Source organism: Bifidobacterium sp. KRGSERBCFTRI (assembly GCF_025908335.1).
In genome coordinates this window covers 454,563-468,197 of record NZ_CP109653.1, presented here as the reverse complement: position 1 = coordinate 468,197, position 13,635 = coordinate 454,563, and the positions used below count along the sequence as shown (strand labels likewise).

Genomic DNA, 13,635 nt, shown 5'->3' with positions numbered 1-13,635 from the left:
ATTTCTCCGTCTCACCCTCTCGCTCTTCTATCCTCTCCGTATCTCTTACGGGATGCCATAAACCGCTACGGGATGTCACAAACCTTTACGAAAGGTCAGGAAGCAAAGTGCCGACGCGACAAAACCCTTGGAAAATGGCCCTTTTCAAACTTCACGTTTTCGAGCGAGCGTCACAATCCAATATCCCGCAAGAACTTATGACATCCCGTAAGCATTAACGACATCCCGTAAGCATTAACGACATCCCGTAAGCATTAGCGCGCATGCGAGCTTGCTGAATCTGCAGATTCCACAGATTCCCCAACGCGCACCTCCGCTTCCTCCGCGCGCCTGTCAATCTCATGCGGGTCGCTGAACGGCGGCACTTCCGGCACTTCCTTCTCGATACGGTAATCGTAGAACGTGTCGGGCGCCGCAGTGCCGCGGATGTTCGCCATGACCTCCTTCATGCGCACGCGCACGCGCCGCACGAGTTCGTTCGCGAGCTCGGTGGGCGGGTCGTCGCCCCACGAGTCCATGTTCGCGAGCAAGTCGGAGTAATCCAGCTGCGTGTCGTAGCACATGACGACGTTCTTGCGCGGCCACGGCCACCAATGATTGATGCTCGCCGCACCCCACGTCACCGCGCAGAACAGCGGAATCTGGTGACCGACGCGGCGCGACGCCTCGAGCGCGATGAATCCGGCGCCGTTCTTCATGCTCATCGGCCACTTTTTCGGGTCGCGCGTCACCGTTCCCTCGGGCCAGATCGTCAGCGCATGATTGCTCGTGAGAATCTGTACCGACGCTTCCTCGATCTCGCGCGCCTTGCCGCTGCGTCGCGGCACCGGCTGCATGCCCACCGCGCGGAACCATTTGCCTATGACCGGCCATTTGCCCATCTCCGCCTTGGCCATGTACCGCGGACGACGGCCCATTTGGAACATCGCGACCATGGGCACGAACACGTCGAACTGCGTGACATGCGTTGCGCAGGTGATGTAGGCGCCTTCCACCGGCACGTTTTCCAAGCCCCACGCGCGCACTTTGCAGCTCGCGCGCAGAACTTTCGCCGCGCCTTCCACCAAGCGGTGCGTGATTTTCGGATTGAGCTCATCAATTTCCCGCTGATTCGGCTCCATTCTGCCGATCGGGAACGGACGCGTCGGGTCCACGAGAGCATATTCTGCGGCGAGTTTGCGCACTTGCGCGTCGCTGAGCGGCTTCACGGCGCGCCTTGGCGACGGCTTCCCTTTCGATACCATGCCCCCATTCTGCCACGCCCCCTCCTCTGCACGCCTCTGCCGCACCTTCGGCACCCCGGTCCCCCTCAGCACCCAGCGCCCCTTTGTGTAAAAAGAGACAAAGCAGAGCCCCAAAATGTCCCAAATTATGCAAACAAAAATCTGCCGACAATAATCTGCGTAAAAGGGGACATCTACATGCTGGTAGATGTCCCCTTTTGCGCAGATTCAAGATTCAGCCTACGCGCGGACTCACCGGCCGCGCGCTAGGCGCCCAGATTTCCTTACGGGATGTCGTCAACCCTTACGGGATGTCACGGCCCAAGTATCGGTACCAAAAAACATTGAAATTCCCGCTATATTGTCGTGTTTATCAACTGCGGCGCGAGAATCTGACATCCTGTAAGAGTTGACGACATCCCGTAACGAAAAAGAAGCGCCATAACGCAAAAGACGGCCGCCCCCAGCAGGGGTGACCATCTTCAAGCGTTCTGTTCAAGCAAGCAGAACGGCGCAAACTAGTCGATCTGCGCGCCGAGCGCCGTGAGCTTGCCGCGGAAGTCCGCGTACCCGCGGTCGATCAGGCTGATGCCGCGCACGTCGGACGGTCCCTTCGCCGCCAGCGCCGCGATCAGGTGGCTGAATCCACCGCGCAGATCCGGCACGTCGATGTCGCGCCCTTCGAGCGGCGTCGGCCCGAAGATCACAGCGGAATGCTTGTAGTTGCGCTGCTGGAAGCGGCACGGCAACGAGCCGAGGCATTCGCGGTAGAGCTGCACGGTTGCGCCCATCTCCACCAGCGGCTTCGTGAAACCGAAACGGTTCTCGTACACGGTCTCATGCACAATGCTCAGCCCGTTCGCCTGCGTGAGCGCCACGACGAGCGGCTGCTGCCAGTCGGTCATGAAGCCGGGGTGCACGTCGGTCTCGATCGCCACCGGCTTCAGGTCGCCGCCCGGGTGCCAGAAGCGGATGCCGCGGTCGGTGATGTCGAACTCGCCGCCGATTTTGCGGAACACATTGAGGAACGTCATCATCTCCGGCTGCGTCGCGCCCTTCACGAACACGTCGCCGTGTGTGGCGAGCGCGGCCGACGCCCACGACGCCGCCTCAATGCGGTCGGTGAGAGCCGTGTGAGTGTAGCCCTTCAGCTCCTTCACGCCCTCGATGCGGAACGTGCGGTCCACGTCCACCGAGATGATCGCGCCCATCTTCTGCAGCACGGCCACCAAGTCCATGATCTCCGGTTCGGTCGCCGCGCCGGACAGCTCGGTCTTGCCATCTGCGAGCACGGCGGCGAGCAGAGTCTGCTCGGTCGCGCCCACCGACGGGTACGGCAGGTGGATCTTCGCGCCGTGCAGACCGTTCGGCGCGGTGATGTGAATGCCGTCCTTGTGTTCCTTGTCAACGGTGGCGCCGAGTTTGCGCAGTGTCTCCAAATGGAAGTCGATCGGCCGGCCGCCAATGTTGCAGCCGCCGAGCGCCGGGATGAACGCCTCGCCCAGCCGGTGCAGCAGCGGGCCCGAGAACAGGATCGGAATGCGCGACGAGCCGGAGAGCGTGTCTACATCGGCCACGTCGGCCAGCTGCACGTTCTTCGCGTCGATCGTCACAATGCCCTCGTCGCCGTTCACGTCCACGTTCACGCCGTGCAGACGCAGCAGATCCGAAACCACATGCACGTCTCGTATTTCGGGCACGTTTTTGAGCACCGACGTCCCCGGCGCGAGCAGAGCCGCCACCATGGCCTTGCTTACGAAGTTCTTCGCACCGCGCACCTTGATCGTGCCGTTGAGCGGCTTGCCGCCCACCACATGCAGTACGTCGTCAGTTTTCTCCACGTCCACCTCTTTCAAGCTCTTTCAAGCACACGATTCGAGATTCCTAAATGCTTCCAACAGTTCCCGCGCGCGTTTTATTTCGGCACCGCCTCGGTACCGCCCGCGAGCGCAATTCCCCACCATTCTGCCACACACCATGTAGTTCTTCATATGGGCAGATTCCCCCGCGCTCACCATTCGCGAAACCCCGCGCCACCGCCCGCACCCCACACCTACCATCTCAGGTAGCACTAGTGTTTTCGGGACTCAAAGGAGCATCATGACCACCACTGTCGCCGTTGTCGGCTGCACCCACGCCGGCGTTTTCGCCGCCAATTCCATTCTTCGCGAACACCCTGATTGGCAGGTGCACGTGTTCGAGCGCAACGAGACCGTCTCGTTCCTCTCCTGCGGCATCGCGCTGTGGGTGGGCGGCCACGTCTCCGACCCGAAGAAGATGTTCTACTCCTCCCCTCAAGCGCTCGAGCAGGCGGGCGCGACCGTGCATATGCACACCGACGTCACTGACGTTGACGTTGCCGCGAAAACGTTGGAATTCCGCGATTTGCAGACCGGCGACACCCAGACCCTGCCCTACGACAAGCTCGTCGTAACCACCGGTTCGCGCCCGATCGTGCCGCCGCTGCCCGGCATCGATTCCAAGCGCGTGCAGCTATGCAAGAACTGGGATGACGCGGTGCAGATCAAGGAGCGCGCGCACGATCTGAAGAACGTAATCGTGATCGGCGCGGGCTACATTGGCGCCGAGCTCGCCGAGCAGTTCTCCACGCGCGGCACGCAGGTGACGCTGATCGACGCCGCCGACCGCGTGCTCGCCAATAATTTCGACAGGTTCATCACCGATCAGGTTGAGGCGAAGTACCGCGAGCATGGCGTGACGCTGGCGCTTGGTGAAGCGGTCAAGGCGTTCCGCGACAACGGCGACAGCATCACCGTGGTCACGACGAAGGGCGAGTACACGGCGCCGTACGCGGTGCTTGCCGTCGGATTCCGCCCGAACACCGACTTGGTGCGCGGCCAGGTGGAGACGCTGGACAACGGCGCGATCGTGGTCGACGAGTTCATGCGCGCCTCGGTGCCGGATGTGTTCGCGGCCGGCGACTCCGCCACCGTGCTGTTCAACCCGACCGGCAAGCTCGACTACATTCCGCTCGCCACCAATGCGGTGCGTCAGGGCGAGCTCGTCGGCCTGAACATTGAGAAGCCGACCCGCAAGTACATGGGCACGCAGGCCACGTCGGCCGTGCAGCTCTACGACCTCTCGCTCGCCGCTTCCGGCATGACGCAGACCTACGCGAACAACCACGGTCTCGACATCCGCTCCACCGAGCTGCTTGAAGATTACCGTCCCGCATTCATGCTCTCCACCGCGCCGGTCTCGTGCATGCTCACCTGGGATCCGCAGACCCGCCTGGTCAAGGGCGCCCAGTTCTGCTCGACCACCGATGAGGTGGCCGGCGCCGCAAACGTGGTCTCGGTGGCGATTCAGGCGAAGTTCACCATCGACATGCTGGCGAACGTGGACTTCCTGTTCCAGCCGAACTTCGACCAGCCCGTCTACTATGTCGGCGCGGTCGCCGCAAAGGCCGCCGCCGAGCAGCGCTGACTCCTGCATGCCCTCCTGTTGGGGGGGGGAGTCCCCCAGCATGGACTTCCCCCCCCCCCCAACAGGAGCTCCTCCAGGGGAGACACCCCAAGAGGAGACCCCCACTTCCCCTTCTTCTTCCTCTTCCTCTTCCTTCCTCTTCCTCCTCTCCTTTCCCTTACGGGATGTCGTCAATTCTTACGGGATGTCATACCCTGTTACGGGATGTTTTATTGTTCTCGGCATGAATTTCAAATGGCCCAAAACTTATCAAATAGAAACATGACGACAGGCTGGGCGAACATTCACGATACAATTGTTCACATTCTCGCACAGGTCTACTTGATGCATGACATCCCGCAACAGATGACGACATCCCGCAACAGTTGCCGACATCCCGTAAGCGAGGAAAGATACCTCTCGGCTCTACATTACGCTACGGGCCAGCCCCACCTCTGCAGACAACCCCTCTCCTACTCTTTTTCATTCAAACTCATTCATCTAAACTCGCCTCATCTCACTTACTGGTCAAACCACAACCCACCTCTTTAGGGTCCACGATGTTCTCAGGGGTACAGGTCTTCTGCTCAGAGGTACAGAGTGAGTTTCGACTGTGAAACAATCGGGACACCGCTGACACAGGCTCTTCCTCGGGGGTACAGGCAGAGTTTTGAGGGTACAGGGCTATAAGAATGCAGATTACAAGAAATCCTTATTTTTCAAAGATTTATGAAATCTGTTAACAGATAAATCCGTGCTCCTTAACACTCTGCCTGTACCACCGAGGAAGAGACCTGTACCCCTAAGCACGAATCTGTTATTACCTTAGCCCGTAAGAGATAGCAGATTAAGAGATGACAATAGGCGCGTAAAGAAAAACGGCCCCTCCGTGCGGAGGAGCCGTCAGCGGAATACACGACAAAACCGGCGAGCTCAGTCGCCACCGAGATCGAATGCGGCGAGATCGTCTTCGCGCGAGTAAGTGCGGAAGGCCATCAACGTCTGCGTGCCGGCGACGCCGGGAACCTTGGCGATGCCGTCGGGAATGATCGTCGAGAGGTCGTCGAAATCGTCGGCGGAGACGATCGCCACCAAATCGACGTCACCCGCCACCGAATAGACGTCCTTGACGCCCGGAATCTCAACGATTTTCTTCGCCGCCTCGCTCACCTTGTCGGCTTGTGTGGTAATGAGAACGATTGCATCTGCCATCTCGGCTCCTTAGAACAACTTCCCGTTCCTTCAACGATACCCCGCGCAGCGCCGACGCATGCCGCTCGCCGCGATGCACGCAGAGCACCCTAACGAACACCCTGGCCATAAGCACTGTGACATCCCGTAACAGCATTGTTGGCCGGTAGGTACTGTGACATCCCGTAACGATTATGTTGGCCATACGCACTCACGCCACGCGACTCAAGCCGCGCGACGCACGACCGCACGCCGCCCGCGCGGAGCGCCTCGCCTCAGCGATCGGCGAGCGGACCCGCCCACTCAACCGCTTCAGGCTCGCGTGCCGACTCCACCGTTTCAGCCTCCTCCGTGATCGCAGGCAGCGTCTTCGGTTTGAACGGGAATTTTTCCGCTCGCATGCGCTCATACGCGGCGATGTCGTCCTCGTGCTGCAACGTGAGGTCAATGTCATCGTAGCCGTTCATCAGGCGCCAGCGCACGTAATCATTGACCTCGAACGGCAGCACCACGTCGTCGATGGTCACGGTGCGCGTCTCGAGATCGACGGTCATCTGCCGGCCGGGCTCCTCTTCGAGCATCTTCCAGATCAGCTCGATCGACTCCTGCGGCATAATCGCAGCCAGCACGCCGTTCTTCGCAGTGTTGCCATAGAAGATGTCCGCAAAACGCGACGCGATGACCACGCGGAACCCGTAGTCATGCAATGCCCACACGGCGTGTTCGCGCGACGAACCGATGCCGAAGTCGGGCCCGGCCACAAGAATCCTTCCGTCGCGATATTCCGGCTGATTCAGCACGAAATTCGGGTCGCGACGCCACGCGTAGAACAGCGCATCGTCGAAACCAGTGCGGGTTACGCGCTTCAGGAACACGGCGGGGATAATCTGGTCCGTGTCCACATTCGAGCGGCGAAGTGGCACGCCGGTAGCGGTAATAGTCGTAAGTTTTTCCATAACAGTCCCTATTTCCGTAAGTTTTCAGATTCCCGATTCACAGATCCGCCGGCGTCGAGATTGTGCCGCGGATCGCAGTGGCGGCGGCGACGGCCGGCGATGCCAGATGCGTGCGCGATCCCTTGCCCTGACGCCCTTCGAAATTGCGGTTCGACGTCGAGATCGAGCGTTCGTGGGCGACGAGTTTGTCCGGATTCATGCCCAGGCACATCGAACAGCCGGCATTGCGCCATTCCGCGCCGAAATCCTTGAAGATCCGGTCCAGCCCCTCGCGCTCGGCCTGCAGGCGAATGCGCGACGACGCGGGCACGACCAAAACGCGGTGAATCGAATCCGCCTTCTTGTGCCCCTTCATAATCTCGGCGGCGATGCGCAGGTCTTCAATGCGGCCGTTCGTGCAGGAGCCAATGAACACGGTGTCCACCGGAATGTCGCGGATCGGCGTGCCCGGCTCGAGTCCCATGTAGTCGAGCGCGCGCTCGGCGGCGGAGCGTTCGGTGGCGTCCGCGAAATCGTCCGGCGCGGGAACGACGCCCGAAATCGCGACGCCCTGCCCCGGGTTCGTGCCCCAGGTGACGAACGGCTCGAGGTCTTCCGCGCGCAGCGTCACTTCGGCGTCGAACACGGCGTCGTCGTCGGTGCGCAGTGTTTTCCAGTACTCAACCGCTTGATCCCACATCTCGCCCTTCGGCGCGTGCGGCCGCCCCTTCAGGTATGCGAACGTCGTCTCGTCGGGCGCGATCATGCCGGCGCGCGCACCCGCTTCGATCGACATGTTGCAGATCGTCATGCGCGCGTCCATCGACAGCTGCTCAATGGCGCGCCCGCGGTATTCGAGCACGTATCCCTGGCCGCCGCCGGTGCCGATCTTCGCAATGATCGCGAGAATGATGTCTTTCGCGCTCACACCTGCCGGCAGGTCGCCCTCGATGTTGATCGCCATCGTCTTGAATGGCTTGAGCGAGAGCGTCTGCGTTGCCATGACATGCTCGACTTCAGACGTGCCTATGCCGAACGCGAGCGCGCCGAACGCGCCGTGCGTGGAGGTGTGCGAATCGCCGCACACAATCGTCATGCCGGGCTGCGTGAGACCGAGCATGGGCGCGAACGCGTGCACGATGCCCTGGTCCGCGTCGCCGAGCGGGTGCAAGCGCACGCCGAATTCGCGGCAGTTCTTCTCGAGCGTCGTCAGCTGCGTGGCGCTCGTCTCGTCCGGGTTCGGCTTGTCTATGTCGACCGTGGGCGTGTTGTGGTCTTCGGTGGCGATGAGCTGGTCGAGGTGCCGCGGTGTGCGACCGGCCAGGCGGAGCCCCTCAAACGCCTGCGGACTGGTCACTTCGTGCATCAGCATGAGGTCGATATACAGCAAGTCGGGAGCGCCGTCGCTGCCCTTGCGCACCAAATGATCGGCCCAAACCTTTTCGGCCAATGTCATTCCCATAAACCTGTTCCTCCTAGTGTTGTCGCGTGTGCGGGGCGCGCTCTCCCTTGCTTTTCCCGCGCCGCTCGCTTACCACACGCGAGCTTGTCTGTCCAGACTAAAGGTTGGCGAATCGCCGGTCGCGTACTATGTCAGAATGCGAGATGTGAAGGTTTTTTCAAAGATGTTGCAGATTGTTTTCGCACTGTAAAACACCTGATTTTCCGCGGAATTTGAGCGCTTAAGCAGACTAATCCAACAGAAATGCCCAGTTTGTCGTTTTGCGTTTCGAATACTGAGATGCAATAATCTCAGTATGACTTCAGATACGCTTGCCGCAAAATCTGCTCCGTCTGCTGAGACGAGCACAAACAATCCGTCCAATCACAACGATGTGCCTGCAGACGACAACGAGATTCATTCCGGCGTCGGCGTGCTCGACAAGACCGTAAAGATTCTCGATGCGCTCGAGTCCGGCCCCGCAACGCTCGGTCAGCTCGTCGCGGCGACGCACCTCGCGCGCCCGACCGCGCACCGCTTGGCGATCGCGCTGGAGCGCCACCGCTTCGTGGTGCGCGACCAGCACGGCCGCTTCGTACTGGGCTCGCGTTTCACCGAGCTCGCCGCCGCCGCAGGTGAGGATCGCTTGCTCGCCGCCGCCGGCCCGATTCTGCAGACGCTGCTCGACCGCACTGGCGAGAGCGCGCAGATTTACCGTCGTCAGGGCGAACAGCGCGTGTGCATCGCCGCCGTCGAGCGCGCGAGCGGACTGCGCGATTCGATCCCGGTCGGCGCCATGCTCTCGATGGAGGCCGGTTCCGCGGCCCAGATCCTGCTGGCGTGGGAAGACACCGAACTCCTTCACCAGGGCCTGCGTCACGCGAAGTTCTCGGCCGCCAAGCTCGCCACGGTGCGCAAGCGCGGCTGGGCCGACTCGATCAACGAGCGCGATGAGGGCGTCTGCTCCATCTCCGCGCCGATTCGCAACGCCTCCGGCCAGGTAATCGCCGCGATCTCGATCTCGGGACCCTCGGGCCGCATGGGCTCGAATCCGGGCCACCGTTTCGCCCCGCTCGTCATGGGCGCCGGCAAGTACCTTTCCGATGCGCTGATCAAGGCCAGCATCTCGCGCTGACCGATTTCGGCGGCCATCCGATGCCCCCGGAACCGCAACGCATCCGATATCATCGCGTTCAAGTAGGCAACTAACCTACGCACATTCCGCAACCCCATAAGTAGGCAACCGACCTACATACATTCCGCAACCCCGCAAGTAGGCGGCCAGCCCCACGGTTGGCCGCCTTTCTCTTTTCGCGTCTCCGTCTCATACAACGTTACGGGCTAAGGTTTTCTGTTACGGGATGTCATAATCTCTTACGGGATGTCCTTATCCGTTACGGGATGTCACCAGCTGTTACGGGCTATGGGGCCCCTTACGGGCCAGCCAACTCCTTACGGGCTAGGCCTTTCGGTTACGGGCTAGCGAAAATCTGCAACCTGGCAAGTATCCAGCAATTCCCCAAAAACACAAAACCGCCATTTTCCAACGATTGTTGTTGCCGAATACAACGCCCCTTTTAGCCCGTAACCAAAAATCCTAGCCCGTAAGCGTTATCTTGGCCCGTAGCGGCTACCTTAGCCCGTAACAGAAAATCCCAGCCCGTAAGCCAAAAGGCCGTAACACACAACGAGACGACGGCAAGACGAGCCAAACGTCGTGCCGGCAACGTCTCCCACGCTCACATGGTTTTGGTGTGACGCAAACCGCTTTGGTGTGACGGCACCCACAAACCCATGACCATAACAATGTTGGAATTCCAACGTTTTGCAAATCGAGGCCACCGAGCCATCGTCACACCAAAACGGCATGTGTCACACCAAAACCGTAAAACCTCCGCGCTCAGTGATTGAACAGCCAGTTGCCCACGGAATGCCACAATCTGCTCACCGTGCTCGGCTTGTGCAGCAGGTTCACGCCCTCGCTTTTCGGCTTCGACGCGCTGCTCATGCCATACACATACGCCTTCTTCGAGCTCGGCTTGCCCACCAACTCGCCGAACTGCAGCAGCTGCGTGCGCGGCGAGAACGGGTGCCGCTCGTCGAACTCGAACAGACGCGCCGCACGCCGTTCCGGAATCGGCCCGTACGAGTCGAATCCGCACGTCGGCGTCGCAATCATCTGCACGCCCGCATACTCGCCGGCGAACGCGTTACGGTGGTCGTGACCGGCCGCCACCGCGAAGTAGGCGTGCGAATCGCGCAGAATATCGAACTCGCCCGAGTCGAGGTCCGGGCAGCTCACGCCCTCGCCCAAATATCCGCCGCGCTCGGTCTTCGCGTCGTCCAGCACAAAGTATGAACCGGAATAATTTCTGTACCCCTCTACAGACCGATCCGTCGTTCTCGGCACTGGTTTCAGCACACGGTAATACTGCGGCAACGGCATATGCTGGAAAACTATGGATTCCACGCCTTCGCCAAACCACTGCGGCACGGTGCGCAGGAATCGCAGCGCGGTCTGCGACGGTGCGCCATAGCCGCCGGTTTCCGAATAATCTCCGGAATCGACAAGAACTATTCCGAAAACAGTGTTTCCAGATTCGTCACACACCGGCATCGAGAACGTGCCCGGCTCGCCGCTCGCGATCACACGCTCCTTCGGCAGCGCGCGCGACCACGTCTCCGCACCGAATTTCGCGCGCGTCGACGGATTCACACACAGCGGGAATTCGCGGAAGATCCCGTCGAGCTCCGCGTTCGTGAGCCCGCACTGGAAGTCGTGGTTGCCGTACGTCACCGCCCACGGCACGCCCGCGTCAACCATCGGCTGCACCATCTGCTCGATCTGCCCGCGCACGAGCTCGCGCGTGTGGGCGAGGTCCGCAGATTTGGGCGCCGCACCCACCGCCGTCTTCCACCGGCGTTTCGTGAACGTCGCGGCGAACGCGGGGTCGTAACCTGCGATCTGATTGCCCGAGAACACCACGAGATCGGGCCGCGCATCGCGGATCGCCGCCGTGATGAGCGCAATCGTGTCTTTCGAGATCTTCGGACCGTCTTGCACGTCCGCCAGCTGCAGCACACGGAATTTCCCCGATTTGTGGAACTGCAAGCGCCCGAGCCGGCGCGACACCGACACCGGCTTGGCTTCGCTCATTTCCGCAGACTGCTCACTCATACCGCCTACTCTAACCCATCCGCCGCGCGTTCGCACGCCAGTCGCGTCTTGCTTCACCCCTGCTCACAAGCGGCAGACAAAACAAAAAACCTCCACACTGAGTGGAGGTTCATTCGCTGGGATGCCTGGACTCGAACCAAGAATGGCTGAACCAGAATCAGCTGTGTTGCCAATTACACCACATCCCAATTTGGCATGTTCATTCGGTTTCCCGAAGAACTCGTACCCCCAACCGGATTTGAACCGGTGTTGGCGCCGTGAGAGGGCGTAGTCCTAGACCGCTAGACGATGGGGGCATCATCTCGTCGCTTCCGTGAAGCAACAGATAGAAAATATACTCGAAACCCCGAATGTGCGCAACTCCGGCGTGTCGCACCCGCATGCCCCCAGTTTTCAGCCAGCCTGCACGCCCCCGCGCGCCCTCGCACGCCCTCGCGCGCTACGGCGTGAACAATGTGATGTTATGGCGTGAACATCGTCAAGGTCACCAATCGCAGATTCCTTGGAATATCAGTGGTTCGACCAACTGCAACTTTTGCCTTGTTCACGCCATAACGCCGGTTGTTCACTCCGTAACGCAAAAAGCCGAGGCTCCCACCTCGACTTCATTGCTTAACGGTCTCACGACTAAACGGACCTCATCGCTCAGCCCTGAATCTCAGCGAGATGCTCGCGCAGACCACGCAGGCGCTCCAGCGTGATCTTCTTGCCAACAATCTCCATCGACTCGAACAGCGGCGGCGAAACACGGCGGCCGCTCATCGCCACGCGCACCGGGCCGAACGCGAGACGCGGCTTGTAGCCACCATCTTCAACGAGCGCCTTGTTCAGTGTCTCATGCAGCGTATCCGTTCGCCACGAAGACTCCGGAACGGAATCCAGCGCGGCAATCGCCAAATCCAGAACGGCGCCGGCTGAATCCTTGAGCTGCTTCTTCGCATCATCTGCCGGCGGAATGTAGTCTGCGTCCGAAAGCAGCGAGCCGACCATGCCCGCGACTTCGCCGAGCAGGCGCACGCGCGGCTGCACAAGTGGCGCGGCGGCAGCGAGAATGTCGCGTTCGCGCTCGTTCAGCGCATCCCACGAATCCGCGGAGACCACGCCATCGCGGAACAGGTAGGGCACCGAGCGCTCCAGGAAATCGGCAGGCTCGAGCATGCGAATGTGCTCGGCGTTGATCGAGATCGCCTTGTCAATGTCGAAGCGCGCCGGATTCGCCTTCACATCGCGCACGTCGAACTTCTCCACCATCTCGTCCATTGAGAAGATATCGCGGTCCGGCGCGATCGACCAGCCCAGCAACGCCAGATAATTGAGCAGGCCCTCCTTAATGAAGCCATGCTCGCGATGCAGGAACAGATTCGACTCCGGGTCGCGTTTGGAAAGCTTCTTGTTGCCCTGACCCATCACGTACGGCAAGTGGCCGAACAGCGGCATCTCCTTGGCAATGCCGAGTTCCATAAGGTAGCGGTAGAGCACAATCTGACGCGGAGTGGAGCTGAGCAGATCCTCGCCGCGCAACACGACATTGATGCGCATGAGCGCGTCGTCCACGGGGTTCGTGAGCGTGTACAGCGGGTCGCCGTTCGGGCGCACGATCACGTAATCCGGCACAGACCCCGCCTTGAACGTGATCTCGCCGCGAATGAGGTCGTTGAAGGTGATGTCTTCGTCGGGCATCTTGATGCGCAGTGCCGGCTTGCGCCCCTCCGCGCGGAACGCTGCCTTCTGTTCCTCGCTCAGATTGCGGTCGTAGCCGTCGTAGCCGAACGCCTTCGGGCGCCCTGCCGCTTCGTTGCGCGCCTCGATCTCCTCCGGCGTGGAGTATGACTCGTACGCATAGCCTGCGTCGAGCAGCTTCTGCGCGACGTCCGCGTAGATTTGCCCGCGCTCGCTCTGGCGGTACGGACCGTCCGGTCCGCCCACGCCGACGCCTTCGTCCCAGTCGATGCCGAGCCACTGCAGCGCTTCGATGATCTGGTTGAAGCTCTCCTCGGAGTCGCGCTGCGCATCGGTGTCTTCGATGCGGAACACGAACGTGCCGCCGGTGTGCCGCGCCTCCGCCCAGTTGAACAGCGCGGTGCGCACCATGCCCACGTGCGGGATGCCGGTTGGCGACGGGCAGAACCTCACGCGCACGTTCTCGGGAAGCGCGGGTTTCACATGATTCGACTCATTGTTTTCAGATTCACTCATGCCCACTATTCTGCCCCGCCAACCCGACGTGCGCGGCGCTTTTGT

The 13,635-nt window shown here is 60.9% G+C and carries 9 protein-coding genes and 2 tRNA genes; 2 read left to right on the top strand and 9 right to left on the bottom strand.

Features of this window, described 5'->3' with window-relative positions; all coding sequences use genetic code 11:
- Positions 1-254: 254 nt before the first annotated feature.
- Positions 255-1,244, bottom strand: coding sequence for a lysophospholipid acyltransferase family protein (locus tag OGI63_RS01890; RefSeq protein ID WP_004268317.1), 990 nt, complete (start codon positions 1,242-1,244; stop codon positions 255-257).
- Positions 1,245-1,741: 497 nt separating this feature from the next.
- Positions 1,742-3,070, bottom strand: coding sequence for a UDP-N-acetylglucosamine 1-carboxyvinyltransferase (murA, locus tag OGI63_RS01885; RefSeq protein WP_004268315.1), 1,329 nt, complete (start codon positions 3,068-3,070; stop codon positions 1,742-1,744).
- Between the two features lie 253 nt (positions 3,071-3,323).
- Here murA and OGI63_RS01880 point away from each other — a divergent pair, with 253 nt between their 5' ends.
- A complete protein-coding gene (locus tag OGI63_RS01880) occupies positions 3,324-4,670 on the top strand; it encodes an FAD/NAD(P)-binding oxidoreductase (RefSeq protein WP_004268313.1) in 1,347 nt (448 codons plus the stop codon).
- Positions 4,671-5,582: 912 nt separating this feature from the next.
- Here OGI63_RS01880 and OGI63_RS01875 read toward each other — a convergent pair.
- From OGI63_RS01875 to leuC, 3 genes are all read right to left on the bottom strand, one after another.
- On the bottom strand, positions 5,583-5,861 hold the full coding sequence (locus OGI63_RS01875) for an Lrp/AsnC ligand binding domain-containing protein (protein ID WP_004268308.1): 279 nt from the start codon (positions 5,859-5,861) through the stop codon (positions 5,583-5,585).
- A 254-nt stretch (positions 5,862-6,115) separates the two neighbouring features.
- Positions 6,116-6,796 (bottom strand): 3-isopropylmalate dehydratase small subunit, encoded by a 681-nt coding sequence (gene leuD / locus OGI63_RS01870; protein WP_004218172.1) that lies wholly within the window; start codon positions 6,794-6,796, stop codon positions 6,116-6,118.
- Positions 6,797-6,833: 37 nt separating this feature from the next.
- The gene (gene leuC / locus OGI63_RS01865) at positions 6,834-8,237 is read right to left on the bottom strand and encodes a 3-isopropylmalate dehydratase large subunit (protein WP_004218170.1); all 1,404 of its coding nucleotides are present in this window, start codon (positions 8,235-8,237) and stop codon (positions 6,834-6,836) included.
- A 295-nt stretch (positions 8,238-8,532) separates the two neighbouring features.
- On the opposite strand from leuC, the gene OGI63_RS01860 reads away from it, so the two are divergent.
- Positions 8,533-9,351, top strand: coding sequence for an IclR family transcriptional regulator (locus OGI63_RS01860; RefSeq protein ID WP_004268993.1), 819 nt, complete (start codon positions 8,533-8,535; stop codon positions 9,349-9,351).
- 765 nt (positions 9,352-10,116) lie between these two features.
- Here OGI63_RS01860 and OGI63_RS01855 read toward each other — a convergent pair.
- The 4 genes from OGI63_RS01855 to gltX form a co-directional block, all read right to left on the bottom strand.
- Entirely contained in the window at positions 10,117-11,394 is a 1,278-nt protein-coding gene (locus OGI63_RS01855; RefSeq protein WP_012619673.1) for a metallophosphoesterase, read from the bottom strand.
- A 116-nt stretch (positions 11,395-11,510) separates the two neighbouring features.
- A tRNA-Gln gene (locus OGI63_RS01850) sits at positions 11,511-11,582 on the bottom strand.
- A gap of 35 nt (positions 11,583-11,617) precedes the next feature.
- A tRNA-Glu gene (locus tag OGI63_RS01845) sits at positions 11,618-11,690 on the bottom strand.
- 349 nt (positions 11,691-12,039) lie between these two features.
- Positions 12,040-13,590 carry a glutamate--tRNA ligase gene (gene gltX, locus OGI63_RS01840; RefSeq protein WP_012619672.1) on the bottom strand — a complete coding sequence of 517 codons (1,551 nt, stop codon included), beginning with the start codon at positions 13,588-13,590 and terminating at the stop codon, positions 12,040-12,042.
- Positions 13,591-13,635: the final 45 nt, after the last annotated feature.